The organism is Parerythrobacter jejuensis (assembly GCF_039536765.1).
Lineage (GTDB): Bacteria > Pseudomonadota > Alphaproteobacteria > Sphingomonadales > Sphingomonadaceae > Parerythrobacter > Parerythrobacter jejuensis.
The window spans coordinates 151257-177523 of record NZ_BAAAZF010000001.1 but is presented as its reverse complement, the minus strand read 5'-3'; the positions used below and the strand labels follow the sequence as shown (position 1 = coordinate 177523).

The window sequence follows — 26267 nt, the reverse complement described above, 5'->3', positions numbered from 1 at the left end:
AAGCAACCACGCGTTGCATTATTGCACCACAATACAGGGGTATCCTTGCACAGATGCGACAGTTCGCGCAGTAAGATTGCGTAATGGTTGGCGGATCGCTCCTTTTCACCCTCACAAGTTGTGTGGCCTTCATGGCACTGGTGGCTTGGGTCAGCTGGCTCAAAACCCGAGGCAGCGTCGATACGAAAGAAGGATATTTTCTCGCCGGCCGAGGCTTGGGAGCAACCTTCATCGCGGGCTCGCTCCTACTAACCAACCTGAGCGCAGAACAGCTTATCGGGCTCAATGGCTCTGCCTATGGCTATAACATGTCGAGCATGGCGTGGGAAGTGACCGCAGCGGTCGCGACCATTGCCATGGCTTTCATCTTCCTTCCCCGATACCTCGCCGGGGCCTTCACCACCCTGCCCCAATTTCTTAATGACCGGTTCGACCCGACAGTCAGGCGAATGTCGGTAGTCCTGTTCATGCTCGGCTATGGCCTTGTGACGATCCCCTCTGTCCTGTACTCGGGATCGGTAGCTGTCATGCAGTTGTTCGGCGTACCCGAGCTGACCGGCCTCGATTACTTCCCCGCCCTTGTCGCGACCGTCATCGTCATTGGCATCACAGGCTCGATTTACGCCATCTTCGGTGGACTGAAAGCCGTCGCCGTTTCGGACACTCTCAACGGGATCGGCTTGCTCATCATCGGCGTTACAGTTCCCGTCCTGGGCCTGGTCGCACTGGGTGACGGCAGTTTTGGCGATGGCTATTCGCGTCTGCTGCAGGATCACCCGGAGAAGCTGGATGCAATCGGCGACGCCGATGCCCCGACACCATTCGGCACGCTGTTCACTGGAATGATTTTCGCCAACCTGTTTTACTGGTGCACAAACCAATATGTGATCCAGCGGACACTGGGCGCCCGATCCCTAGCCGAAGGGCAAAAAGGTGTCTTGTTCTCGGGCTTCTTCAAGGTCCTGGTGCCATTCTTGATGATGATCCCGGGGGTCATTGCCTTCCACCTTTACGGGCCCGGGCTCGGAACTATTGACCAAGCCTATCCGCGCTTGATCAATGATGTGCTGCCGGTGTGGATGGGCGGCTTCTTCCTCGCGGTGCTGTTGGGCGCCGTGTTCAGTTCGTTCAACTCGCTGCTCAACAGTGCTGCAACCTTGTTCAGCCTCGATGTCTATGCCCCGGCTCGCAAGGGTAGCGCGAGTGATTCCGAGCTTGTGCGTGTGGCGAAGATCGCCAGCGTTGTGATGGCGCTATTTTCCTTCGCGGTCGCGCCTTTGCTGTACTTTGCCGCCGATGGACTATGGCAAGTCATCCGTGTGTTCACAGGCTTCTACAATATCCCGACCGTTGCCATTGTAATCGTAGGCCTTTTCACGCGCCGAGTGCCAGCGCTCGGGGCCAAGGTCGCGATCATCTTTCATGTGATTGCCTATGGTCTATTGCGCTTTGTGTTCGATGAAGCCGTCACTCTGCACTTCCTCCACCAATACGCGATTCTGTTTGTGGCAGAGGTCGGCATCATGCTGGCAATTGGTGCATGGAAGCCGCGCCAGACAGCCTGGAGCTTTATGCCCAAAGCGGAAGTCGACATGACGCCTTGGCCTTTTGCAAAGCCGTTGGCTGTGACGCTGTTTTCCTGCGTCGTGGCGCTCTACCTGGTCTTTTCGCCCCTGGGTGTCGCGAGCCTGGAGGCTTCTGGCTCGCTCTTGGCTGCGCTGCTTACGATCTTGGCCATCGCCAATGTGGTGATTTGGATGATTGCCGCCCGGCCCAGACCGGCTAGCTAACAAGGCTCGCGAGAACCCGACGTTTGCCCCGGAATGGGCGGCGACCATGCATCACCAGGTAATTGTCGACCAGCGCAACGTCGCCAGCATGCCACGCGATGTCGAAGCTCAGCTCGTCCGCAATCGCGATCACATCAGCCATTTGCTCTACGGAGATTGGCGTTCCGTCTCCGAATGTGATGCTCTTTGCTGGATCGTTGCGGCTATCCGACCAGCCCCGGAATGCCGCGATAAGCTGATTGAAGAAACTACGCCGGCCGCCCCCGACATCGCGGATGGCCGGCAAGACAGGCGTTGTGACCCGCAGGCTGTCTTCGGCGCACCACTCCCAATCATAACCCAGCGTCGCCAGCCGTGCTTCCGCGCCGTCACGCGTTTCAGAACTCAACGTGCTGCGCCAGCTCCGCCCTTGTCCCGACCCCGCATCATCAGCTCCAGGCATCACATTAGTGTATCGCACACCCTTACTTGCAAACTCCTCGACCTGCCCGGGATTCTTCGCCTCCATGGCATCGAGCACCCAGTCGGAACGACAGATCGGAGTCGCCCCTCCTTCATCAGGCGCAACCTCGCAATAGAAGAACAGCATCGCGGGATAGACCGGCGTTTGGGCCATTTCATGGTGGAGATAGATACTTGTTTCCGGCGGCGCCTCGTTGGCGGTGAAAACCCGTTCGGTCACATTCACACGTACCGCATTCGACAGCGAATCTTTGTAAGGGAAATTCTCTTCCCCATAAGCCTTCACTGCTTTGTCGAATTCCTGAGCATCTGAGACATCAAAACCGCGGAATAGCACCGCGCCATGCGCGGCGCGCTCGGCATCAATCGCTTGCTTGTTCGCCGATAGATACGCGCCAAGGTCTCCGCTGCCTGCAACCATGACGGGAAAACGATCATCCATTATCTGCCTCCAACATAGACCAGACCTCAATCATAGATCGGATTGAAGGTGTTGAAGGCGGCTTCGCAAAAGACGCCCGGATCATTGAAACGGCGGTTCGCATTGAGCGCTGAAATGCTAGCCATTTCAGCATCCGTGAGGGTGAAATCGTTCAACGCAAGGTTTTCCCGCATCCTCTCGGGCTTGCTGGTTTTCGGAATGATAGATGTCCCCCGCTGGATTCCCCAGCGCAGTACAATTTGCGCTGGCGCCTTGCCGTGGGCCGATGCTGCGGCTTCCACTACCGGCTCGGTAAGAACACTGTCCGCCCTCCCCGCCATATCGAGTTCGACATAGGACAACGCACCGAGCGGAGAGAACGCCGTGACATGAATGCCATATTCTCCGGCCAGTCGGATCAGCTTTTCCTGGGTCAGGTAAGGATGCGCCTCGATCTGCAACACGGCCGGCTTGATCTCGGCGTAGCTCATCAGGTCATGGAGCAGGCCGCTATTGTAGTTGCAGACTCCAATCTGCCGCGTCAGGCCGGAAGCCACCAAACCTTCCATCCCGGCCCATGTCGCGTGAAGCGGCACGTTGGCACGTTCCATCGTCGCAGTCGCGGCATCGGGATGGGCCAGCCATTCAGGCGGGTATCTCTCCTCAATCGGCACGAATTTCAGCGCAATGGGAAAATGGACCAGGTACAGATCAAGATAGTCGAGCCCAAGATCGGCAAGCGATTTACGGCATGCCTTCTCGACATGTTCGGGTGCGTGAAACGTATTCCAGAGCTTGGATGTGATCCACAATTCGTCGCGCGTAACGATGCCTTGGGCAAACGCAGCAGCAAAACCTGCTCCGACTTCAGCTTCATTGCCGTAATCCGCCGCGCAGTCGAAATGACGATAGCCTGCCTTAATCGCCTCAAGGACAGTATCTTCACAGTCTTCCGGAGCAACTTTCCAGAGCCCAAATCCGATCTTGGGCATGTCAGCAAGGGGCATTCTTATCTCCAAAGTCCAGCGTCACAGGTTGGCCCGTGACTATGGATTGATGCGCGGCAGCGCCCATTTGCACCGAGCGCAAACCGTCTTGTGCATCCACCTTGGGCCTGCCGCCTTCCAAAAGGGCAGCGTGAAAATCTCGCAACTGGAAGTAGGTCGCGCCATGATGGTCGCCCGCCGCCAGAGCTTCAGGCGGTGTTGTCACAGGTTCAATAAACGGCCCTGATCGATCCCGCGGTGACCAGACGACATTAGCCGCCGGGATGGAAACCCCCAGCTTGCCCGCTTCGCCTACGACGTAGATTTCTTCCTGCTGCTCTGATCCTTCTGCAAACATGCAAAGATCGAGCACAGCCCGGCAGCCGCCAGCAAAATCGACGACGACATATGCATTGTCGAGAATGTCCGGAACTTCGCCGCCATAGCGCTCATCAAGGTGATTTACGTCCTGACCTCCGCTGGCGAAAATCCGCACTGGCTCGTCGCACAGAATGTGCCGCATCAGGTCGAAGAAATGGCAGCACTTCTCGACCAGTGTTCCGCCAGTATTGCGGCTGAAGCGGTTCCAGTCGCCGACTTTCTCAAGGAACGGGAAACGGTGCTCACGGATTGAAAGCATCCGTATCCTGCCCGCCTCACCGGACTGAACCCTTTCCACAAAGCGCGCGACGGGTGGCATATAGCGGTATTCTAGCCCAACCCAGAAAAGCGACGGGTGACGTTCCACCTGCTCTTTCAACGTTGCGGCATCTTCCAGCGAGGTGCACATCGGCTTTTCCATCAGGATAGCCGGACCGTGTGCCATGATCATCTGTGCCACATCGAAATGAGTGAAGTTCGGACTCGCCACAATCACCGCATTCGGGTTGAGCTTCGACAGCAAGGCTTGGCCATCTTCGAACACCTCGACACTTTGCCCGATTTCAAAGGCCAGAGCAGCGGCCTGATCACGCGAACCTCTGTCAGGATCGGCGATGCCGACCAGTTCCGCCCCCTCGACCAGCGCAAGATTGCGCATATGCTCGCGCCCCATCATGCCGCAGCCGACAATCGCATAGGTCCGGTTGTTGCTCACAGCTTCGCGTCTGTGCTGTCATGGGGAAAAAGACAAGCGCCCTTGCGGGGTTAACCGCACAATGCCATCCGCGATGCCATACCCGGAGAGATTGATCCATGAAGCTCGGCGTTTGCTACTACCCCGAACACTGGCCTGAAGAGCGCTGGCCGATTGATGCGAGGATGATGCGCGAGGCCGGACTTTCCCGTGTGCGGATCGGAGAATTCGCCTGGAGCCGTATTGAACCCGAGCCGGGACAATTTGAATGGGCGGGGCTCGACCGGGCAATAGATCTGCTGCATTCCGAAGGTCTGGAAATTATTCTTGGTACGCCAACGGCAACGCCGCCCAAATGGCTGGTGGATTCAATGCCGGAAATGGTTGCGCTGGACCGCGACGGCAAACCGCGGAGTTTCGGCTCCCGCCGTCACTATTGTTTCAGCCACCAGGGTTACCGCGAGCAATGTGCCCGCATCACCGAAGCACTCGCCACGCGATATGGCGACCATCCCGCCGTGGTTAGTTGGCAGACCGACAACGAATATGGCTGTCACGACACAGTGCAGAGCTTCTCGGTTGCCGCGCGCGACGGGTTTCGGGACTGGCTGGCGGATCGGTACCGGACGATCGATGCGCTCAATGCGGCGTGGGGCAACGTGTTCTGGAGTATGGAGTATCGGTCATTCAACGAAATAGAGCTTCCCAACTTGACCGTGACCGAGGCCAATCCTTCTCACTGGCTGGCTTTTCGTCGTTTCTCGTCCGATCAGGTAATTGCCTTCAACCGGCTTCAGGTCGAAATTCTGCGCAAGCACTCGCCCGGGCGCGACATCACCCATAACGCGATGGGCTTCTATGCCGGCTATGACCATTTCGCGCTGGGCGAAGAACTCGATGTGCTCGGCTGGGATAGCTACCCGCTGGGCTTTCTGGAAACCTTCCGGTTCAGCGAAGCTGACAAGATCACCTATGCCCGCACTGGTCACCCCGATATCGCCGCCTTCCATCACGATCTCTATCGTGGCTGTGCGAGAAACGGGCGCTGGAGCGTGTTGGAACAGCAACCCGGCCCGGTAAACTGGGCGCGCAATAATCCTGCCCCACATGACGGTATGGTCAATCTTTGGACCATGGAAGCTGCGGCCCACGGGGCAGAAATGCTCTGCTATTTCCGTTGGAGACAAGCGGCATTTGCGCAGGAGCAGATGCACGCAGGTTTGTTGCGCCCGAATGGAGAGCCTGCCCCTGCTCTGCATGAAGCAAAGCAATCTGCCACGGACTTGAAGTCGATCAATCCCGACAGTGCCCCTGACAAGCATGCAGCGATCATCTTCTCCTACGAGTCAGAATGGATCACCCAGATCCAACCCCAGGGCCAGGATTTGTCGGCGATATGGGCAGCGTTCTCCTGCTACTCCGCGCTGCGGGAGAACGGCTTGAATGTCGATTTCGTTCGGCCGGGCGCGGCGCTTGACGGATACGGCATTGCAGTAGTCCCCTGCCTTCCAGTCGTTTCACCAGAGCTGGTGAAATCGCTCGCTGCTTTCAAAGGCCAAATCGTACTCGGCCCTCGGACCGGCAGCAAAACTGCCGACTTGACGATCCCGAAGAATCTCGCCCCAGGCCTTCTGCAAGAATTGATCCCCCTCACCGTCACCCGCTCGGAAAGCTTGCGCCCCGGGCTGGTGCACGACGGAGACGGCTGGCGACTGACACGCTGGCTGGATCACATCGAAGGAAACGCGAAGCCGGATCTGGTTTGCAGAGACGGAACGATCGCCTCGTGGAAACACGAAAACGTCCGATATTGTGCCGGCTGGCCGGAAGGGTCATTGATCCGGGAAGTCCTCGCTCGCACCTTGGCGCAGACAAGTTTGCCAGTACAAGAACTGCCAACTGGCCTGCGCTGTGTCACCCACGCGAGCGGGCGCTATTGGTTCAACTATGGGCCGGGCACAGCCAATGCTGGCGAAGAAATTCTCCCCCCAGCAGGGTGGACGTTCGAACAGTTTTCATGAGGAACGAAGTAGCGTGGTGGACAGGGCTGGATTCGAACCAGCGTACGCTTGCGCGGGCAGATTTACAGTCTGCTGCCTTTAACCACTCGGCCACCTGTCCACGTCGCTAATCCGCGGGAATATCGGGGCCACACATGGCGGCTCCGCTTGCCGAGAGGCGCCCCTTTGGCGAAGCGATGCTTGCCTGTCAATGGGGCCACTGGCAGGGGCAAGACAAAGAAACGCGAAGCGAGACACAATGATGGCCAAAGGCGAGAAGAAACGGGCGATGCGCGGACGAGCCGGCAGAATGCAGGGCGGGCGCGGCAGCGGACGGTCAAATACCGGCACGGTCCGGCTTTGGGGTCGCCATGCGGTAGAAGCCGCGCTCAAGAATCCCAATCGCACTCATCGCAAGTTGTGGGCGACACGTGAAGGCGAGGCCGCGCTCGACGGTGAATTGCCGGAGGATTTCCCCGTCGCCTACGCCGACGTGACCGACCTCGCCAGGATGGTGGCTCGTGATGCGCCACATCAGGGGCTGGTACTAGAATGCGAGCCCCTGCCAGACCTTCATCTTGAGGAAGTGCTGGACGAAGATGGCGGCCCTGTTCTGATCCTCGATCAGGTTACGGACCCTCACAATGTCGGCGCGATATTGCGATCGGCTGCAGCGTTCGGGGCGGCAGCGGTTGTTACACAGGATCGCCATGCCCCGCCGGAATCCGGAGTGGTTGCCAAATCGGCCTCCGGTGCGCTTGAAACCGTGCCATGGATCAGAGTCGTGAACCTTGCCCGCACTCTCGACACGCTCGCGGAACGCGAATTCTGGCGGATTGGCCTGACGGGCAACTGCGATACGACCCTTGCAGCAGCGTTGCCCACCGGCCCGGTCGCTCTTGTCCTGGGGGCAGAGGGCGAAGGCATGCGGCAGAATATCGAGGCCCATTGTGATGCATTGGCGAAGCTGCCTATCAGTAACGCGATTGAAAGTTTGAACGTGTCCAATGCTGCCGCAATAGCACTTTATGCTGTGGCAACGCGAGGCGAATAGGGGGGAATTTCGATGTTTCGAAACGGGATAATGAAGCATGCGGCGCGCACTGCAGCCGCGGCAGGACTGGCGATGCTTTTATCAGGCTGCTTCATGTCGCCCGGCAAATTCACATCCGATCTTCGCATAAACGAGGATGGCCGCTTTGCATTTTTCTATACCGGCGAGATCAGCATCCTTGGCATCGGCGAGCTGGCCGAAATGGGCGCCAATGCCGATGATGACGAATTCTCTGCACAAGCGTGCACCACCAACAGCGGCGAGACTCGCGAGTGTACCGCAAGCGAGCTCACCGCCCAGCGCGAAGCCTGGGATGAAGAGGCTCCAGCCCGAGCAGACAAGCGCCTGCAAGAGGCGCAGATGGCGAAAATGATGCTGGGCGAAATGGATCTGAGCGATCCGCAAAACATCGACGAGTTCACGCGCAAGCTGCAACGCCAGCGCGGCTGGGAAGAAGTAAGCTATCGTGACGATGGCATCTTTGATGTCCGTTTTGCCATCGATGGCACGTTGGATCACGATTTTATGTTCCCGACTATGGAAGGATCTCCGCTGCCGGGATCATTCGTGCAGGTCTATCTTCGCGACGATGATATCGTGCGCGTCGAAGCGCCTGCGTTTTCGGCTGCTGGCAGCGGACCTGCGGCGGGGCTTGGCAGTTTCGGGCAGTTGATGGGCATGGCGGCACGGTCTGAAGCTTCGAACGACAGCAAGGCCGAAATTCCCAATATCCCTCCGATCGATGGCACTTTCACGATCCAGACCAATGCAACGATCCTCGCCAACAACACAGACGAAGGACCCAACCCAACGCCGACCGGGTATGTCTTGAGCTGGCGCATCGACAAGCAGACCAGCGCTGCGCCAACCGCGCTGCTGCAGCTCAAGCGCTGATCCCAAATTCTGGCTTGGCAATGAAAAGCCCCGCGAACCAAACCGGTGCGCGGGGCTTTCAATGCGGGCCAAACGAGGCGAACCGGCCCGCTCTGAGATGCTGTCTTAGTTGACTGCGTCCTTCAAGCCCTTGCCAGCCTTGAACTTGGGCTGGTTGGATGCCTTGATCGTCATCGGCTCACCCGTACGCGGGTTCCGACCTGTAGAGGCCTTGCGCTTGGCAACAGAAAAAGTCCCGAAGCCGACGAGGCGAACTTCGTCACCCTTCGACAGAGATGTGGTAATGGTATCGAATACGCCTTCAACAGCGCTTGCAGCATCGCTTTTGGACAGCCCGCTCGCATCGGCGACCGCGCCAATCAGTTCATTTTTGTTCATTCTGGAAAACCCCCTCAAGAATTCTTTGGAGTGTGAATCGCCCCCTTTGATGAAAGCAAACTCACTCTTTTTTTGGAGCGGTGTCTAGGAAAATCTTGGCAGAAATTGGCGGTTTTCGAGCGTTTTGGCTCCATTTGTCGCATTTACTTGGATTGGGCGGCAAGCCAGTTGCACCTTGCTACTCAAAACCGGTCAATTGAGGTCTTCCCAGCCAGTGCCGTTTCAATGCGCAGTCGGTGAAGATGTGCCGGCACCTTCCGTTGCTGCTGGCTGGCTGGCCAAATCATCAGCATCGGTCCATTCGATCGGTTCCAGCGAAGACACCAACACATGCTCCAGCACCTGGTCGACGTGATTAACAGGGATGATCTCCAGCCCTTCTTTCACGTTGTCCGGAATCTCCGCCAGATCCTTGACGTTTTCTTCGGGAATAAGGACCGTCTTGATCCCGCCTCGAAGGGCTGCGAGCAGTTTTTCCTTAAGCCCGCCAATCGGCAAGACGCGGCCACGCAAGGTAACCTCTCCGGTCATGGCGACATCGGGACGAACTGCAATGCCACCCAAGGTCGATACGATCGATGTGACCATCCCGATGCCTGCGCTCGGCCCGTCTTTGGGTACGGCCCCTTCGGGCAAGTGGATATGAATGTTCTTGCGCTGGATCAGAGACGGTTTGATTCCGTAGGCAGGAGCCCGCGCTTTGACGAAGCTGAAGGCCGCCGCGACGGATTCGTTCATAACTTCGCCGAGCTTGCCAGTTGTCTTGATCTCACCCTTACCCGGCGTCGTGACACTCTCGATGGTCAACAGCTCTCCGCCGACCTCGGTCCAGGCCAGACCGGTCACCGCACCGATCTGCGCCTCGTCCTCGCTCATCCCATGCTTGAACTTTCGCACGCCGGCAAAATCGGCAAGATTCTCGGGCGTAATCCGAACACTCTCGACTTCTTTCTCGAGGATTTTGCGCAAGCTCTTTCGGGCGAGACGCGCGATTTCGCGCTCCAGCGTCCGCACACCGGCTTCACGGGTGTAGTAGCGGATCAAGTCGCGCAGACCGTCTTCGGTTAGTTCGAATTCTTCATTCTTCAGGCCGTGAGACTCGATCTGTTTGGCCAGCAAGTGGCGCTGGGCAATCTCCACCTTCTCATCCTCGGTATAGCCTTCCAACCGGATGATCTCCATCCGGTCGAGCAATGGCTGCGGCAGATTTAGCGAGTTGGCCGTACACACGAACATGATGTCCGACAGATCCATGTCGAGCTCGAGATAATGATCCTGGAACTTCGAATTCTGTTCCGGATCGAGCACTTCGAGCAAGGCAGATGCGGGGTCGCCGCGAAAATCCTGACCCAGCTTGTCGATCTCGTCGAGAAGGAACAGCGGATTGGATGATCCAGCCTTTTTCAGGTTGGTCACAATCTTGCCCGGCAGCGATCCGATATAGGTGCGCCGGTGGCCCCGGATTTCCGCTTCGTCACGCACCCCGCCAAGCGACTGGCGCACAAACTCACGCCCCGTGGCCCGTGCAATCGACTTGCCGAGCGATGTCTTGCCCACTCCGGGCGGGCCGACGAGGCACAGGATCGGCCCCTTCAATTTGTTGGTGCGCGCCTGCACTGCCAGATATTCGACAATGCGGTCTTTGACCTTCTCCAAGGCATAGTGATCCGCATCGAGGACCTCTTGCGCCTTGGCGATATCCTTTTTGAGCCGGCTCTTCTTGCCCCATGGCAAGCCGAGCAGAACATCAAGATAATTGCGGATGACCGTCGCTTCGGCACTCATCGGCTGCATGCTCTTGAGCTTCTTGAGCTCGCTTTGCGCCTTTGATTTCGCTTCCTTGGAAAGCTTGGTCTTCTCGATCTTCTCGGCAAGCTCCGACAGCTCGTCGCCATCTTCGCCGTCGCCGCCGCCCAGCTCGTTCTGGATCGCCTTGAGTTGCTCGTTTAAGTAGTATTCGCGCTGCGTCTTCTCCATCTGACGCTTGACCCGCCCGCGGATCTTGCGCTCGACCTGAAGCACCGAAAGCTCACCCTCCATGAAGGACAGCACCATTTCGAGCCGCTTGCGCGGATCGGGTTCTGTCAGCAACGCCTGCTTGTCGGAGACTTTCACATTGATCGAGGAAGCGATGGCATCGGCCAGTTGACCGGCATCATCGATTTCGCCCAGATCATCGCCGGCACCCTCGCCCAGCTTCTTGTTAAGTTTGGCGTAGTCGCCGAATTGCTCGACGACCGATCGCATCAACGCTGTGATTTCACTGCCCGACACCGTCTCGGAAGCTTGGGGTTCGACTTCGGCAATGACGAGACCAGATTCCGCCCGCATGGCGAGGAGCTTGGCCCGTTCACGCCCTTCTACCAGAACCCGGACTGTCCCGTCGGGAAGCTTCAAAAGCTGCAAAACTTGCGCCACCACGCCAACATCAAACAGGTCATCCCGGTCGGGATCGTCGCAGCCAGGGTCAAGCTGGGCGAGGAGGAAGATGTCCTTGCTGTTTTCCATCGCTGCTTCGAGAGCAGCAACTGATTTGTCACGCCCGACAAAAAGCGGCACGACCATGCCGGGAAAAACAACGATGTCCCGCAGTGGGAGGAGTGGGTAAAGCTGGCTCATAATTCATATCCGTGGCGACCTTGGGGGCCGCCTTTGCAGTTGATATGGTGTCGCCCCCGCTCCCTCGCAATGCCCTCTTCCCCAGAAGCTGTGCAAAGCCGCGTCCCCCCTGCGTGGGGCCTAAAGATTGAAAATAGCGAAACGCGTTCACAGGACCGCAAACGCGGCGCGTTTCAGCCCATACCGGGAAGATTGAACCCGGGAGGAAGACCGATGCCGCTCTGGATCTTCTGCATTTCCTCATTCGAAACGCGATCCGCTTTGCCGCGGGCATCGTTAAACGCCGCAGCGACGAGATCTTCGACCATTTGCTTCTCTTCCGGCTTCATCAGGCTATCGTCGATCGACACACCAAGGATCCTGCCTTTGGCGGTGCAACGCACCTTCACCATACCACCGCCGGCTACGCCCTCTACCTCGATCGAGTCGAGTTTGGCCTGAGCATCGTTCATCTGCGTCTGGATTGTTTCGGCTGCCTGCTGGGCTGCCTGGATCATCTCTTCCATCGATTTCATGCGCGTTTACTCCATTGCGGTCGGGGGTCGCCCGCATCTTCCTCAGTCAACAATTCTGCACCCGGGAAAGCTGCCTTCGCCGCAGCTACCATCGGATGTAGTTCGATCTCCGCTCTGGCTGCGACAGCCTGCTGGTTGGCAAGTTCGACCATACTCGGTGGTGCATCCGGATCGTCCCGCTGTTCGATCTGCCAGCGATTGCCTGTCGCCGCGAGAAGTCCTTCGCGCAGGTAGGGACCGATATCGTCAGAGTATTCGGTGCCGCGCGCATAGACTAGCCTGCCAGGCTCGCAGCTTATCACCCGCAGCTGCAATTGCATGATGCTTGCTGCCAAGTCGTGCCCGGCATCCTGCACTTGGGATATCAGGTCGGCGAAAGAGGTGGCTTGTGATGCATTCGCAGGGGAATCTGCAGCGGGAGCCGCAGCTGCCACAACCGGTCCAGCCGATTGCATATCCTCTAGCTTTTTTGCGAGCTTGCCCGGGTCTGGCAAATCAGCCGCGTGCAGCATGCGCAACAATCCCATTTGCGCGGAGACCAGCGGATCAGGTGCAGTTTTGACTTCATCGTAGGCCTTCAGCAGCAATTGCCACAGACGGTGCAATTGTCCGGCAGACAAGCGGCCTGCCCAGTCCGACAGCGCGGAGCGTTCTTCCTCACTGATGGTCCCTGGCACATCGGATCCGACTTGCGCCAATGTGATCCGGTGTACGATTTCCATCTGCGAACGGATCAGCGCCAAAGGTTCGACGCCCAGAGAGTATTGATCGGCGATGGCTACAAGCAACGCTTTCGCGTCGCCTTCCAGGATAGTTCCCAACAACCGCCTCTGAGCACCTTTGTCGGCCAACCCCAGCATATCGCGCACCCGGGCTGCGGTCACTTTGCTTTCGGAATCGAGATCAGCATGCGCTATTGCCTGATCGAGGATCGACAAGCCGTCGCGAACAGACCCTTCTGCTGCAGCAGCGATCATCGCCAGTGCCTCGTCCTCCGCCGCGACGCCCTCTTCCCCACACACCCAGCCAAAATGGGATTGCAGCAATTCTGCCGGGATACGCCGCAAATCAAACCGCTGGGTCCGGCTGAGAACTGTAACCGGAAGCTTGTCGACCTCGGTTGTCGCGAACAGGAATTTCACATGCGCTGGCGGTTCCTCAAGTGTCTTGAGCAATGCATTGAAAGCATTGCGCGACAGCATATGAACTTCGTCAATAATATAGATTTTGAAGCGCGCTGAGACAGCAGCGTAGCGGACCGCCTCGATAATCTCGCGGACATCGTCGACACCGGTGTGGCTCGCCGCGTCCATCTCGATCACGTCGATATGACGTCCCTCGGCGATGGCCACACAGGGTTCGCATCGTCCACACGGATCAATTGTCGGGCCACCCTGGCCATCGGTGCCAATGCAGTTGAGAGCCTTGGCAATCAGGCGCGCGGTAGACGTCTTGCCGACACCTCGCACCCCGGTCATCAGAAATGCGTGGGCCAGCCGATCACGCTCGATCGCATTGCCAAGCGTGCGCACCATCGGCTCCTGGCCGATCAGCTGTGAAAAGGTCTGCGGTCGATACTTGCGGGCGAGGACACGGTAGGGTTGCGCTTCGTCTGCAACTGGTGCGGCAGGTTGCCCAACCGCCTTCTCTGCCGGAGCTTGTTCCTCTGCTTTCGATGCTTCAACTGGCGCGGTAGTGTCAGTATCCCCAAACATGGCTGACTGGCCCGCCGCTTCAAGCTCGGTCGCGCTCGGAGCCTGCTCCGGCTCCTCTCCACCGTCCCATGGCGGCGCATCAGTATTTTCCGGTGAATCACCCATGCAGGACTAGGTAAGCGCTGGCGCGCCACTTGTCATGCTGCTGTAAGAAAAAGGAGCCGAGCGACCCGCCGCAATCCACCTGGGCTGCTTCCTTCCGGACCTGACCCGGTGAGCGAACGCAAACGTCCACCCGACTCCCGAGCGGGCATATGGCGAGAGATTGGCAGGATTTCAACACCGCATTTGCGGCGCAAAGCAGCTCAGCGAAAATTGTCCGCATAGGCCTGGATCTTGAGGCCCTTCGGCGGTGTCGCGTGCACGCGCGCCGGAATGCCGTGCTTTGCAGCATAGGCCTTTGCCGCATCCTTCGTCGGGAAAGATAGCGAAACCTGGGTCTGCGTGTCACCACTCCCGGTCCAGCCCATAAGAGGATCGGGCTTCCGCGCCTCCGATTGCTCGAATTCGAGGACCCATTGTTCGATCCGCGCCTTGCCAGACTGCATCGCGCTTTTCGGTTGCTGATAAATACGAGCTGCCATGCCATCGCCTCTAATTCAGGAATCGCCATGTGAAAAGGCGTTCTTGGTCTTCAAACTCGGCTTTTCTGTCCATGGTCGGGTCGGCCATCGGTGTTTCGGGTATCGCCCCTTCATATCCTTGGCGACATCAGCCCAGCTACCGCGCCAGAAGCCCGGCAGGTCTCTCGTCGCCTGGATCGGACGTCCAGCCGGGCTCGTCAGCTTTAGCAAGAGCGGGGTATCGCCAATCATCGGGTGGCGGTCCAATCCGAACAAAGCCTGCGCCCGCACCTCTACACTGGGTGCATCGTCTCCGGCATAATCGATCTCGTGATCGGTTCCGGCTGGGGATGAAAACCTGCGAGGCGCGACCTGATCGAGCCGATTGCGTGTAGCCCAGTCAAGCTGCCCGAGCGCAGCATCTGCGACTTTGTTCGCAGGAACATCGAGCGAGCGCTTCCCATTCAACAGGGGAGCCAACCACATATCTGCAGATGCCGCCAAAGCGTCTAGCGACAATTGCGCAATGCCTGCGAAGCCAGCCCTTGCGACGAGCTCACCAGGAACGATTTCCCCCAGCCTCTCGACAGCCTTTTCCACAAGCTTGTCAACAATCGCTTCCTCGTCGGGGGTCGGCTCGGGACCGCGAGAAATCCGGATCGCGCCAAGCCGCTTTTCCCGCCTTGGTTCGACGCGTTTTTCTTTGGAATTCCAATCAATTGTCGAGCGCTCTTCGATTAAACTGGCTAGGTCATATTCCACAATGCTTCGGTCGAGCGGCAGCGCCGCAGTGATCCTGGCACCCTTCGCCTGCCCCTGCGCGTCTGTGATGACCAGCCATTCGGAGCGCGCCAGCGGCGAGGCCGGATCAAGCCGGAATCCTCGCCCGCCGGCGGAAGCCCAATCTTCACCGCTTGGATTGCGTCTCATCGCGACGTTATCTGGATGCGCGCGTGCAATGTGGACTACCGGATCGACAGGCTCCGACTTTCCGTCGTCGATGAGTTTTTCGGCCAGATCCGCCCATCGCTTCGCAAGTTTGCGAGCAGATCTCGCGTGAGCTGATTGGTCATTGTCCCAGCGCATGCGGCGCCCGAGCAAGTCTTCTCCTCGTCCACCAAGTCCGCGTTCCTGGCTCAGCAGCGCGATCTTCGCCACATCAGTCGCCTGTCCTGAGTGCGCTCCGAATAGAATTGCGGACGCCATGGGAGGATCGAGAGGCAAGCGCACAATCTTCTCACCCAGCGCCGTAATGCAGCCGTCATTATCAAGCGCCCCCAGCTGCTTGAGACGCCTTCTCGCCGAGGCGATTGAGGCGGCGGGAGGTGGATCAAGCCAGGCCAAGCTGCACACATCCGCCGTGCCCCATCGTGCGAGCGACAATAGCAAAGGGGCAATATCCGCGGTTTCAATTTCCGGCGGATCGAATTGCGGCCGTCCGGCATGGCCACCCTCTTCCCACAAGCGATAGGCGACACCGGGCGCTTGCCGGGCCGCCCGCCCTGCACGTTGCGCGGCAGACGCCTGGCTTGATCGACCTGTGACCAGATGCGTGGTGCCAGCAGCACGATCAAATTCGGCCCGGCGCGACAATCCACAATCAACGACCACGGTCACGCCATCGAGAGTCAGGGATGTTTCGGCGATCGCTGTGGCGAGGACAATCCGTCGCTTGCCGTCGCGATCACGCCTTATCGCAATCCTTTGGGCGGCGGGCTCTACTTGTCCGTGCAGGGGCAGGATAAGCGCATCCGGCAAATGTGCTTCCAGCACCCTTCTAACCCGTTCAATTTCACCTATCCCCGGCAGGAAGGCCAAGATATCGCCCGTTTCCGCGCGCCAGGCCTGCAGGATCGCCGCACAGGCATGGTCTTCCAGCGGAATTGAAGGATTGCTGCCAAACCACTCGATTCGAAGGGGAAAGCTTTTACCTTCGCTCTCGATTGTAGCTGCGCCCTCGCCCAACAGATTGGCGAACCGAGAACCGTCGATGGTCGCTGACATCACGATCAAGCGCAGATCGTCACGCACGATTTGCTGGCTTTCGATCGCCAGTGCCAAGCCCAGATCGCTGTCAAGATGGCGCTCATGCGCCTCGTCGAAAAGCACTGCGCTTACACCGGCCAGTTCAGGGTCGTCGATGATGCGATTGACGAAGATGGCTTCGGTCATGACCTTGATGCGAGTTTTCTGACTGGTCTTGCTATCAAGACGTGTTTGGTAGCCGACCGTTTCCCCGGTTTTCTCGCCCAGCATCTCAGCCATCCGCTCCGCAGCAGCGCGCGCGGACACGCGCCGCGGGCTAAGAAGCAGGATTTCGCCGGAGCACCATGGCTCTGACAGCAGGGCCGGAGCCACCGCGGTTGTCTTGCCCGCTCCGGGCGGAGCAATCAGAACCGCCGATGGATGAGCGCGCAATGCACCCAGCAATTCGGGCAGGACAGAATGGATCGGAAGGTCCGCCGAAGCGGGTATGCCGGTCAATATCCCCGCGCGACGGCGAATTGGGCCGCCTCGACCATGGCTGATCGCGCCTTGCTATCAGGGAAGATTGACAGCGCATCGGCTGCTCGCTGGGCGAAGTGCCGTGCGCGCTCGCGGGTCGCTTCGACACAGTCGTGCTTCGCGATCAATCGGATGGCGTGGTCAAGGTCTTCATCGCTTGACCGGTGGCCGGAAATTGCGGCTTTCCAGAACTCACGTTCCTCTGCTGTGCCCCGTGCAAATGCGAGGATCACAGGCAGCGTCATCTTTCCTTCGCGGAAATCATCGCCGCGATCCTTGCCCATCTCGGCGGTATCGGAATCGTAATCGATGGCATCATCGACCAGTTGAAACGCAACGCCCAGATTGCGTCCATAATCATCCAACGCGCGTTCTTGCGAATCATCACATTCGGCCACGACCGCGCTGATGCGGCTGGCAGCGGCAAAAAGGGCCGCTGTCTTGGCGCCGATAATGTCGAGATACCGCTCTTCGCTCGTCTCGATCTTGCGTTGCGCACTAAGCTGGGCGACTTCGCCCTCCGCTATGATCGCGCTGGCGGAAGAGAGAATCTTGAGCACCCGCAGGCTACCATCTTCGGTCATCAGTTCGAAAGCGCGGCTGAACAGGAAATCGCCGACCAGCACGGTCGCCGGATTGCCGAAGATGATATTGGCGGCCGCCTTGCCGCGCCGCAATTCAGACCCGTCGACAACATCATCATGCAACAGCGTCGCGGTATGGATGAACTCCACCGCTGCGGCCAATTTGTGGTGACGATTGCCCTGATACCCCACCAGCTCTGCGCCTGCCAATGTCAGCATCGGCCGCAGTCGTTTCCCGCCCCCGGAAATCAGATGGCCGGCCAACCGCGGGATCAGGGGGATCTCGCTCTGCATCCTGTCGAGAATAACTGTATTGACCGAATTCATACCCGCTGCGGTAATTTGCAGCATGGGATCAAGCGTGGGCGGAGCATCGTCCTGCCGGCGCATAAGGGGAATAATATCAGCGCTCATTGCGTCCGTCCCAATGCTCTGCCCTCCCGCGCTTGGCAAGCGCGGATTTGCTGCTAGCGTGCTTCGAATATGTCAAACGAAACCCCGAGCCCGCAAGATCGCAACCCGACTTCGACTGGTGAGGACGAAGTATTGGCTAGCTTCCGGCGCTCGATAGACAATATCGACGCAGCCCTGATCCACATGCTGGCGGAGCGATTCCGCATTACCCAGGCGGTAGGGGACTATAAAGCAAAAGCAGCCCTCCCCCCTGCAGATCCGGGACGCGAAGATCGCCAGGTCGCGCGTTTAAGAAAACTGGCTGAAGAGGCCCATCTTGATCCGGAATTCTCCGAGAAATTCCTGCGCTTCATCATCGACGAAGTCATCAGGCATCACGAGCAAGCACGAAATCGCTGATTTCAGGGCTCTATCCATGCTCGATAGTGTGTTGTTTTGGTCGCAGTCAGGCATCCGGACCTTTCGTGCTCCTATTAGGATGTTGCGCTGATCTGATGCCTGCTCTAAAGCGCCCTTTGAATTTACCGAACTACAGGGACGGAGAATAGAAATGAAGTTTGGCAAGATTGCTGCCGCAGCTGCTGCTGTTACCCTCGCTGCTGCGCCGATCGCGGCACAAGCAGACATGGGCCGGATTGCTGCACCAGTTGCTGGTGAAAGCGAAGCTGGCGGCGGCGGTGCCGGCGCGATCCTCGCGGTTTTCGCTCTGGCTGCTCTCGCAATCGGCATTTCCGGTGGCAGTGAGCGTCCTCCGGCTAGCGCCTAAGCGTTACCAACGAAAAAAGAACGAGGGGGTCGGATTTCCGGCCCCCTTTTTTGTGCCCTACCTTCTCAGGATCGGGGCAGTGAGAGCCTGACAAGCAAACCGCCCAAGTCCTCGCTCTCTGACAGCTCGACTGATCCGTTGTAGATTTCAGCAACATCGCGAACAATCGCAAGGCCAAGACCAGTGCCTGGCTTGCCAGTGTCAAGGCGAGCGCCACGGTCAAATATTCGGTCGCGCTCTTCATCGGGGATGCCTGCCCCGTCGTCCTCGACCCAGATCACGCACCGTTCTTCATCGGGTTCTGCATCGACGGTGACAAAAACGGAGCCTCCACCATATTTGGCAGCATTCTCGATAAGGTTGCCGAGGATTTCATCCAGGTCCTGACGTTCGATGGACACTTCGGCCGAGGCGTTGCCATCAATATCAAAACGCCCGCTCGGGTAGAGACGCTCTACTGCACGGCGCACAGCCTCGGCGCTCTGCCAAACGGGGGTTCTTGCGTGACCAACTGCCCGGCGCCCCACAGCACGCGCCCGCGCAAGGTGGTGATCGACATGGCGGCGCATCGTGCGCGCCTCGCGGATCACGGTGTCGGCCAGGTCCGGCGCATGCGCGGTGGCTGCATTGTTCACGACTGTAAGCGGCGTTTTGAGAGCATGCGCGAGATTTCCGGCATGGGTCCGCGCCTCCTCCGCCTGCTTCTCCGAATGTTCGAGCAACGCATTGAGCTCCTGAACGAGCGGCTGAACTTCCAGCGGCAGGGGATCGGTGACCCGGTTGCTACCAGTTGAGCGGATGCGTTGGATCGCCGCGCGAACTCTGCGCAACGGGCGCAAACCATAGTAACTCTGGAGAGCTGCCAGAACGAGCAAGCCAAGAGCAAGTACCACGAAGCTCCAGATGAGGATCGACCGTATCCGCGCGATCTGCGCATCGAGCTCCCCGCGTGCTGAGGCAACAGTGAAGGTCCAGCGCGTATCGCTTTGCGGCAAGATGACCGACCGCTCTACAATCCGGAGCGGCTCTTCACCAAACTGGCCACTGCTGTAAAAATGCGGCTCGTTGTCGATATGGTCGCCGCGCACTTCCAGGCTGCGATCCCACAGGCTCCGGCTCGGGAATGGCTCATGCCCATCGCCGCTGATTTGCCAATACACCCCGCTATTGGGTTCCAGAAACCGTTGATCGCCCAATGATCTGTAGAGCAGGACTTCCCCATCCGGGCCGATTTCAGCGGAGGCAATCAGGGCTGTCTGCACATATTCCAGTTGCTCGTCGAAATTGCGTTCGACCAGATTGGTAAGCGTCCGGTCGAGCGCGACGCCTCCACCCAACAGCAAGACGAGGATCCACGCCGCGGAAATGAGCATCATACGGCGGGCAAGGCTTCCCGTATGCGGTGCGGATTTCAGTTGCTCCGGATCGCTCGGGGATACGTCATCCGAAGACGCAGCACTCCCGCTATCGCTTGACGAAGCCGCGTCAGAGCGCGGCTTTGCGTCAGGCGCGGGGTGCGTCGGCGGGGTCGTCGAGGCTGTAACCGAGGCCACGGATTGTCGTGATCACTTCTGCACCCAGCTTCTTGCGAATCCGGGTAACGAAGACCTCGATCGTATTGGAATCGCGGTCAAAATCCTGATCGTAAATATGTTCGATCAGTTCGGTGCGGCTGACGACCTTGCCCTTGTGGTGCATCAGGTAGCTCAGCAGCTTGTATTCTTGCGCTGTCAGTTTGACGGGCTCGCCCTGCAAGGTGACACGGCCCGAACGCGTATCGAGACGCACCTGGCCAGCCGTCAATTCGCTCGACGTGTTGCCGGATGCGCGGCGGATCAAGGCCCGCAAGCGCGCAATCAGTTCCTCGGTCTGGAACGGCTTGGCAAGATAGTCATCGGCGCCCGCATCCAGGCCAGCCACTTTGTCGGACCAGCTGTCGCGAGCCGTGAGAACAAGGACGGGAAAATCACGGCCTTCCTTGCGCCACATGCCCAGCACAGTCAGGCCGTCAATCTCGGGCAGGCCAAGATCGAGGATCACCGCGTCATAACTCTCGGTTGACCCGAGGAAATGCCCGTCCTCACCATCGGTTGACAGGTCAACAGCATAGCCGTTCTGTTCCAGCGTGCTCTTCAGCTGCTGGCCAAGTGTGGGTTCATCCTCGACAATCAGGATACGCATAAAGCTCCGGGCCCCCGTGAATATTGCCGGTGTAATGGCGGTAAGTGCATGGTGAGGTCAACCAGTCGGGTTTGGCAACACCCAGCAGATATCAGCGTGAACGCCGCAGGATTTTCCCCGAACGGGCGTCAACATCCACGAACAGCACGCGGCCGTCGCGGATGAACTTGAGACGGTAGGCCATGGCAGCAGAATCATAGGCGGGCCCGAGATATTCAGACCCTCGCATGGTGGGGAGCACCCGCCGTTCAATCTCTCGCAACGACAAGACATTGCCAGCCCGCATTTCTTTGCGCGCTTCGCCCTGGGCCGTCCGCTCTTGCGCGGCCGCAGGCGCCTGGACGCCTCCAAATAGGAGTGTCGCACCCAGCATTGCAGAGAGGATCTGTTTCATAGTGCCCAATCGATAGACCATGGCCATTGAACAAGCAGTGAATGCCCCGCATCCGGCTTGTTCAGTTAGATTGCTGATTTTTCCGCTCTTCAGGGGACCATCTCAAATGTCAAAGAGAGGCTGACCCCGGTAGAAACCAATCCTGCCTCGATCGGCGGTGGTGGGGCAGCGGAAACGCTCTCGGCCCGCGCCATCATCAAGCCGCCATCACTCACTCCGCTATTACCTCGGATCGATTCCCCGATCTGAAGCAGGCGAACTCCGGAATACCCTGCCAACTGGGCATATTCCTCGGCCTGTTTCTTGCCGCGTTCGAGCGCACCCTTGCGGGCATCGGCCTTGGCAGCAGTATCGTCCTCGATCGAGAAACTCGGGCCTGAGATATCTGTCGCTCCGCCCGAAACAAGCGCGTCGAGCACCTCGCCTGCCCGCGGAATATCGCGCAGCTGCACACTCACCCGATTGGACGCGCGATAGGCACGGAAGACCTGCCTCTGGGTATTCCGGTTGTAATCATACTGCGCGTTGAGATTGATGCTGGTTGTCTGGATATCGCGCGATGCGATCCCGCGTGCCTTGAGCAGATCAATCACGCGCTGCATTTCGGCAGAATTGCGGCGCAGAGCCTCCACCGCAGTTGGTGCATCCGTCGTCACGCCCGCGCCGATGGTCACGATATCGGGTTCAACCTTGATCTGCTCGTAAACGCTCAATTCAATCACGGGATTGGTGGCGACGATCTGTACCTCTGCGGCCGTCGCAGGGATAGACATCACAGGCAGCGCAAGCGCAGCAGCAATCGGGGCGAGAGCATAACGGATCATTGGGTTCCTCCTCTATTGCCCAAGTTGCCCTGCGCGCGTGAAGCAACGCTGAACCGTGCAAGAGCTTTCCTTAGCACTCTAAGCCATTTAGGCGTGTCATGAACAGGGGAGTTATGATGCGATCGATCCAGGCAATCATGGTGGCGATTCTGGCATTGGTGGCCACACCGGCCTTGGCCCAGTCCAGCCTGCTGCCGGTGCAAGACAGGCAATCCGGTGAAGGCGAAGGGCCTTTCACGACCCTCGTGATAAAAGGCGCGACCATGATCGACGGCACTGGCGCACCGCCGGAAGGCCCGGTCGATATCGTGGTGAGCGGCGACACCATCACCGGCATCGTTCGAGGCGGTGGCGCGCCAACCGATGGTGCCCGAGTCATCGATGCCATCGGCATGTATGTGATGCCCGGTTTCGTGGATGTGCACGGCCATAATGGCGATCCCAAGAAGGCTCCGGACCCATCTTATGGCTATCGCTTGTGGCTGGCGCACGGTGTTACCAGCGTGCGCGGCGTGTCCTTCCAGTTCCAGCAAAATGATCCATCGGTTGCCGACAGCCGCCAGAGCGCCAATAACACCATCCTCGCCCCGAGATTGTTCCCCTATGCGGTTTTCGGCACACCCTTTCCTGGCGGCCCGATCGATAGCCCCGCCAAGGCCCGCGAATGGGTGCGCTGGATCTTCGCGCAAGGGTATGACGGGATCAAGTTCTTCAACAATGCGAGCCCTCCCGTTCTTGAAGCAGCCCTTGATGAAGCGCAAAAACAGGGGCTCGGGACTGTGGCCCATCTCGGCCAGCGCGGGGTCGCGCGGGTCAATGCACGCAAGGCAGTCGAGCTTGGCCTTGGCGGAGTAACCCATTTCTACGGCCATTTTGAAAGCTTGCTCGACGGTCAGGGCGGGCCGGATTATCCAGCTGACTACAATTATCTCGATGAACAATCGCGGTTTGCCTGGGTCGCGCGTTTGGCAGACCAGATTGTCGACCCCGGTAGCGAGGCGTGGAACGATTATGTCGACTTTCTGGTCGCGGAAGGTGTCACCCTCAGCCCGACCTTCAATATCTATTCCGCTTCGCGCGATGTTATGCGCGCCCGCACCGCAGAGTGGCATGATCGCTATACCATCCCGTCGCTGATGGACTTCTATGCGCCGAGCCTGACCAATCACGGGAGTTACTACCACGATTGGTCGACTGCCGACGAAGTCGCCTGGCGGAATTTTTACAAGCCATGGATGCGCCTGACCAAGGATTTCCACGATCGCGGAGGCCGGGTCACTGCCGGGTCTGATCCGGGCTTTATCTACCAGACCTGGGGCTTCGCCTATATCGGCGAGCTTGAGATGCTACAGGAGGCGGGGTTATCGCCACTCGAGGTCATTCGTGCCGCCACCCTGAATGGTGCCGAGGAAATCTATGCTCCAAAGGGAACCGAGCCTCCGTTCGGCTTAATTAAAGAAGGCAAGCTGGCCGACCTCGTGATTGTCCCGGAAAACCCGCTCGCCAATCTGAAAGTGCTTTACGGGACAGGTCACCTGCGCCTGAACCGCGAAACCAACCAGCTGGAGCGTGTTGGCGGGGTGCGTTGGACAATCAAGGACGGCATTGTTTACGACGCGCCGTCCTTGCTCCAGAGCGTGGCGCAAATGGTAGCAGCGCAAAAGGCGGCGCGTCAGTAACGGGTTTGCCTTGCGGGCAGCGCAACCCTCGCCTAACCCGCGCGGCCTATGGCGCAACCACCGATCCTCAGCTGGGAAGGCCTTGGCCTGCAACAAGGTGGTCGCTGGCTGTTTGGCGGACCGGGCACCGATGGGCTTGACCTGCATGTCGGCCCGCGTGACCGGCTCGCCCTGATTGGCCGTAACGGTGCCGGAAAGACCACCCTTTTCCGCCTGATCGACGACAAGGTCGAAGCAGATCTCGGCATCCGCAAGGTCAAGGCCAACACGCGGATTGTCGTGCTGGAACAGGACCCCGATCTGGGTGGCTTCGAAACTCTGATGGACTTCGCCCTGAGCGGGGACGATGCGCCGGCCCGACACGAGGTCGAAGCCATTGCCGGACAGCTTGGCATCGATATGTCCAAGCCATGCGAAGGCTCCAGCGGTGGTGAGCGCAGACGGGCGGCGATCTCGCGTGCGCTCGCGCAGGATCCGGACCTCCTGCTGATGGACGAGCCGACCAATCACCTCGACCTTGCTGCGATTGACTGGCTGGAAAGCTGGTTGGATCGATACAAAGGCGCGTTCATCGTTATCAGCCACGACCGGACCTTCCTCAAACGCCTGACCCGCGCGACGCTGTGGCTCGATCGGGGCATCCTGCGTCGCAAGGAAGTCGGCTTTGGCGGCTACGAAGCGTGGGAAGAGCAGATCTACGCCGAGGAAGCACGCGCGGCAGAGAAGCTCGATGCGAGATTGAAACTGGAAGCACATTGGCTGCAACGGGGCGTCACCGCCCGGCGCAAGCGCAACCAGGGCCGGCTTGAGGCACTCTATAAGATGCGCGAACAGCGGGCGGCGATGATCGACACATCCGGTACGGCCAAGCTGAAACTGGCTGTGGAGGAAGACTTCAAGTCGAAATCGGTAATTGTCGCGGACAAGGTCACGAAATCCTATGGTGACCGCACTATCATCAAGCCCTTCTCGCTCCGGATCCAGCGTGGTGACCGGATCGGCATTGTCGGCGCCAATGGCGCGGGCAAGACCACCTTGCTGAGAATGCTGACAGGCGAATTGGCGCCGGATACCGGATCGGTGGAAATCGCCAAGACACTGACTGGCGTGATGATCGACCAGCAACGCAGCCTGATGGAGCCTGATCGCACTGTCCGGCAAGTGCTGGCCGAGGGCGGCGACTGGATTGATGTACGCGGCAACCGCAAGCATGTTCAAGGATACCTGAAGGAGTTCCTGTTCGATCCCAAGATCGTCGACACCAAGGTCGGAATCCTAAGCGGCGGCGAGCGATCGCGCCTGCTGCTGGCACGCGAATTCGCCCGCAAATCGAACTTGCTGGTGCTGGACGAGCCGACCAACGATCTCGACTTGGAAACCCTCGACCTGCTGCAAGAAGTCATCGCCGACTACGAAGGCACCGTTCTGATCGTCAGCCATGATCGCGACTTCCTGGATCGTACTGTCACGCTGACGCTTGGGCTTGATGGCAGTGGAAAGGTCGACATCGTGGCCGGCGGGTACGAGGATTGGGAAGCGAAGCGGACCAAGCGGGTCGTCCCGGCGAAAGCCAAACAGGCCAAGAAGCCTGCCGCACCATCGCCGACACCCGCTTTCGCAAATAGCGGCAAGCTGTCTTACAAAGACCAGCGGGACTACGAGTTGCTGCCCCAGCGAATCGAAGAGTTGGAGGCAGCGATAGAGCGTGGAGAGCAAATCCTGTCAGACCCTGATCTCTACAGCTCCGATCCACAGAAGTTCTCCAACATTTCCAAAGGCGTCGAGAACGCCCGTGCAGAGAAGGACGCTGCCGAAGAACGTTGGCTGGAGCTGGCAGAACTGGTCGAAGGGTGAGCCTGCACCAGCGCATCGCTGACTGCACTATTTGCGCTGCCAACTTGCCACATGGCCCACGCCCTGTCGTCCAGTTCTCGCCCACTTCACGGGTACTCATCATCGGTCAGGCTCCAGGCTCGAAGGTCCATGCCAGCGGCATTCCCTGGGACGATCCGAGCGGAGACCGGCTGCGGGAATGGACCGGGCTGGACAATGCGACATTCTATGATCCCGCCAAGGTTGCCCTCGTCCCCATGGGGTTTTGCTATCCGGGGAAAGGCGATGGCGGCGACCTGCCCCCGCGCCCCGAATGCGCGCCTCAATGGCATGCCGAGGTTCTTGGCGTCCTGCCCGAAACCCGGCTGACCTTGCTGGTCGGAAGCTATGCCCAAGCGCACTATTTACCTCAGACCCGCAAGCTGAGCCTGACCAAGCGAGTCGAGCAATTCGAAGACTTCCTGCCGCGCTTTCTTCCCTTGCCCCACCCTTCCTGGCGCAGCACTCTTTTCATGCGCAAGAACCCCTGGTTTGAAGCCGATGTCGTACCAGCATTGCAACGCGCGATTGCCACGCAAATCCAACAGGATGGAACACATGGAACACAGTTCTGAA

The 26267-nt window shown here is 58.9% G+C and carries 23 protein-coding genes, 1 tRNA gene and 1 other RNA gene; 9 read left to right on the top strand and 16 right to left on the bottom strand.

The genetic code is table 11. The annotated features are described in order from the left end of the window. Positions 1–83 precede the first annotated feature (83 nt). Entirely contained in the window at positions 84–1790 is a 1707-nt protein-coding gene (locus tag ABD653_RS00845; RefSeq protein WP_160779416.1) for a solute:sodium symporter family transporter, read from the top strand. Here the strand turns inward: ABD653_RS00845 and ABD653_RS00840 are convergent. From ABD653_RS00840 to ABD653_RS00830, 3 genes are read right to left on the bottom strand one after another with little or no spacing between them, the layout of a single operon-like run. Beyond that, on the bottom strand, positions 1783–2694 hold the full coding sequence (locus ABD653_RS00840; RefSeq protein ID WP_160779415.1) for a TauD/TfdA family dioxygenase: 912 nt from the start codon (positions 2692–2694) through the stop codon (positions 1783–1785). The genes ABD653_RS00845 and ABD653_RS00840 overlap by 8 nt on opposite strands. Positions 2695–2720: 26 nt before the next feature. Continuing rightward, a complete protein-coding gene (locus ABD653_RS00835) occupies positions 2721–3680 on the bottom strand; it encodes an aldo/keto reductase (RefSeq protein ID WP_160779414.1) in 960 nt (319 codons plus the stop codon). Next, positions 3667–4755: a Gfo/Idh/MocA family protein gene (locus tag ABD653_RS00830; protein WP_160779413.1), complete on the bottom strand. Its 1089-nt coding sequence runs from the start codon at positions 4753–4755 to the stop codon at positions 3667–3669. Before ABD653_RS00830 ends, ABD653_RS00835 begins: the two co-directional genes overlap by 14 nt. A 98-nt stretch (positions 4756–4853) precedes the next feature. On the opposite strand from ABD653_RS00830, the gene ABD653_RS00825 reads away from it, so the two are divergent. Further along, the gene (locus ABD653_RS00825; RefSeq protein WP_160779412.1) at positions 4854–6755 is read left to right on the top strand and encodes a beta-galactosidase; all 1902 of its coding nucleotides are present in this window, start codon (positions 4854–4856) and stop codon (positions 6753–6755) included. Between the two features lie 14 nt (positions 6756–6769). Here the strand turns inward: ABD653_RS00825 and ABD653_RS00820 are convergent. Next, positions 6770–6855: transfer RNA gene (locus tag ABD653_RS00820), tRNA-Tyr, on the bottom strand. A 141-nt stretch (positions 6856–6996) separates the two neighbouring features. Here ABD653_RS00820 and rlmB point away from each other — a divergent pair. Together rlmB and ABD653_RS00810 are read left to right on the top strand one after the other, a co-directional pair. Continuing rightward, positions 6997–7788 (top strand): 23S rRNA (guanosine(2251)-2'-O)-methyltransferase RlmB, encoded by a 792-nt coding sequence (rlmB, locus tag ABD653_RS00815; RefSeq protein ID WP_160780426.1) that lies wholly within the window; start codon positions 6997–6999, stop codon positions 7786–7788. A 30-nt stretch (positions 7789–7818) separates the two neighbouring features. Next, positions 7819–8682, top strand: coding sequence for a hypothetical protein (locus ABD653_RS00810; protein ID WP_344705247.1), 864 nt, complete (start codon positions 7819–7821; stop codon positions 8680–8682). 105 nt (positions 8683–8787) lie between these two features. On the opposite strand, the gene ABD653_RS00805 is transcribed toward ABD653_RS00810, so the two are convergent. From ABD653_RS00805 to ABD653_RS00770, 8 genes are all read right to left on the bottom strand, one after another. Further along, a complete protein-coding gene (locus ABD653_RS00805) occupies positions 8788–9060 on the bottom strand; it encodes an HU family DNA-binding protein (protein WP_160779410.1) in 273 nt (90 codons plus the stop codon). Between the two features lie 222 nt (positions 9061–9282). Beyond that, positions 9283–11679: an endopeptidase La gene (lon, locus tag ABD653_RS00800; protein ID WP_160779409.1), complete on the bottom strand. Its 2397-nt coding sequence runs from the start codon at positions 11677–11679 to the stop codon at positions 9283–9285. 173 nt (positions 11680–11852) lie between these two features. Next, the gene (locus ABD653_RS00795) at positions 11853–12194 is read right to left on the bottom strand and encodes a YbaB/EbfC family nucleoid-associated protein (protein WP_160779408.1); all 342 of its coding nucleotides are present in this window, start codon (positions 12192–12194) and stop codon (positions 11853–11855) included. Continuing rightward, on the bottom strand, positions 12191–14014 hold the full coding sequence (locus tag ABD653_RS00790; protein ID WP_160779407.1) for a DNA polymerase III subunit gamma/tau: 1824 nt from the start codon (positions 14012–14014) through the stop codon (positions 12191–12193). The genes ABD653_RS00795 and ABD653_RS00790 overlap by 4 nt, the downstream gene beginning before the upstream one ends. A gap of 46 nt (positions 14015–14060) precedes the next feature. Then, positions 14061–14155: signal recognition particle sRNA small type (gene ffs, locus ABD653_RS00785), an RNA gene on the bottom strand. A gap of 59 nt (positions 14156–14214) precedes the next feature. Further along, positions 14215–14493, bottom strand: coding sequence for an NADH dehydrogenase ubiquinone Fe-S protein 4 (locus ABD653_RS00780; protein ID WP_160779406.1), 279 nt, complete (start codon positions 14491–14493; stop codon positions 14215–14217). Between the two features lie 15 nt (positions 14494–14508). After that, positions 14509–16959: an ATP-dependent helicase HrpB gene (gene hrpB / locus ABD653_RS00775; protein ID WP_407672792.1), complete on the bottom strand. Its 2451-nt coding sequence runs from the start codon at positions 16957–16959 to the stop codon at positions 14509–14511. After that, positions 16953–17975: a polyprenyl synthetase family protein gene (locus tag ABD653_RS00770; protein ID WP_160779405.1), complete on the bottom strand. Its 1023-nt coding sequence runs from the start codon at positions 17973–17975 to the stop codon at positions 16953–16955. The genes hrpB and ABD653_RS00770 overlap by 7 nt, the downstream gene beginning before the upstream one ends. A 69-nt stretch (positions 17976–18044) precedes the next feature. Here ABD653_RS00770 and ABD653_RS00765 point away from each other — a divergent pair, with 69 nt between their 5' ends. Beyond that, positions 18045–18374 carry a chorismate mutase gene (locus ABD653_RS00765; protein WP_160779404.1) on the top strand — a complete coding sequence of 110 codons (330 nt, stop codon included), beginning with the start codon at positions 18045–18047 and terminating at the stop codon, positions 18372–18374. Between the two features lie 151 nt (positions 18375–18525). Then, the gene (locus ABD653_RS00760) at positions 18526–18741 is read left to right on the top strand and encodes a hypothetical protein (protein WP_160779403.1); all 216 of its coding nucleotides are present in this window, start codon (positions 18526–18528) and stop codon (positions 18739–18741) included. Positions 18742–18806: 65 nt separating this feature from the next. Here ABD653_RS00760 and ABD653_RS00755 read toward each other — a convergent pair whose 3' ends face one another. The 4 genes from ABD653_RS00755 to ABD653_RS00740 form a co-directional block, all read right to left on the bottom strand. After that, the gene (locus ABD653_RS00755; RefSeq protein WP_234032302.1) at positions 18807–20156 is read right to left on the bottom strand and encodes a sensor histidine kinase; all 1350 of its coding nucleotides are present in this window, start codon (positions 20154–20156) and stop codon (positions 18807–18809) included. A gap of 88 nt (positions 20157–20244) precedes the next feature. Next, positions 20245–20922 carry a response regulator transcription factor gene (locus tag ABD653_RS00750; RefSeq protein WP_160779401.1) on the bottom strand — a complete coding sequence of 226 codons (678 nt, stop codon included), beginning with the start codon at positions 20920–20922 and terminating at the stop codon, positions 20245–20247. Positions 20923–21013: 91 nt separating this feature from the next. Beyond that, the gene (locus ABD653_RS00745) at positions 21014–21316 is read right to left on the bottom strand and encodes a PepSY domain-containing protein (protein WP_160779400.1); all 303 of its coding nucleotides are present in this window, start codon (positions 21314–21316) and stop codon (positions 21014–21016) included. 89 nt (positions 21317–21405) lie between these two features. Continuing rightward, positions 21406–22140 (bottom strand): SIMPL domain-containing protein, encoded by a 735-nt coding sequence (locus ABD653_RS00740; RefSeq protein WP_160779399.1) that lies wholly within the window; start codon positions 22138–22140, stop codon positions 21406–21408. Positions 22141–22238: 98 nt separating this feature from the next. Here ABD653_RS00740 and ABD653_RS00735 point away from each other — a divergent pair, with 98 nt between their 5' ends. From ABD653_RS00735 to ABD653_RS00725, 3 genes are read left to right on the top strand one after another with little or no spacing between them, the layout of a single operon-like run. Then, positions 22239–23819, top strand: a complete 1581-nt coding sequence (locus ABD653_RS00735) for an amidohydrolase family protein (RefSeq protein ID WP_234032174.1) — start codon at positions 22239–22241, stop codon at positions 23817–23819. Positions 23820–23867: 48 nt separating this feature from the next. Continuing rightward, positions 23868–25673: an ABC-F family ATP-binding cassette domain-containing protein gene (locus ABD653_RS00730; protein ID WP_160779398.1), complete on the top strand. Its 1806-nt coding sequence runs from the start codon at positions 23868–23870 to the stop codon at positions 25671–25673. Further along, a complete protein-coding gene (locus ABD653_RS00725) occupies positions 25670–26266 on the top strand; it encodes a uracil-DNA glycosylase family protein (RefSeq protein ID WP_160779397.1) in 597 nt (198 codons plus the stop codon). The genes ABD653_RS00730 and ABD653_RS00725 overlap by 4 nt, the downstream gene beginning before the upstream one ends. Position 26267 lies beyond the last annotated feature (1 nt).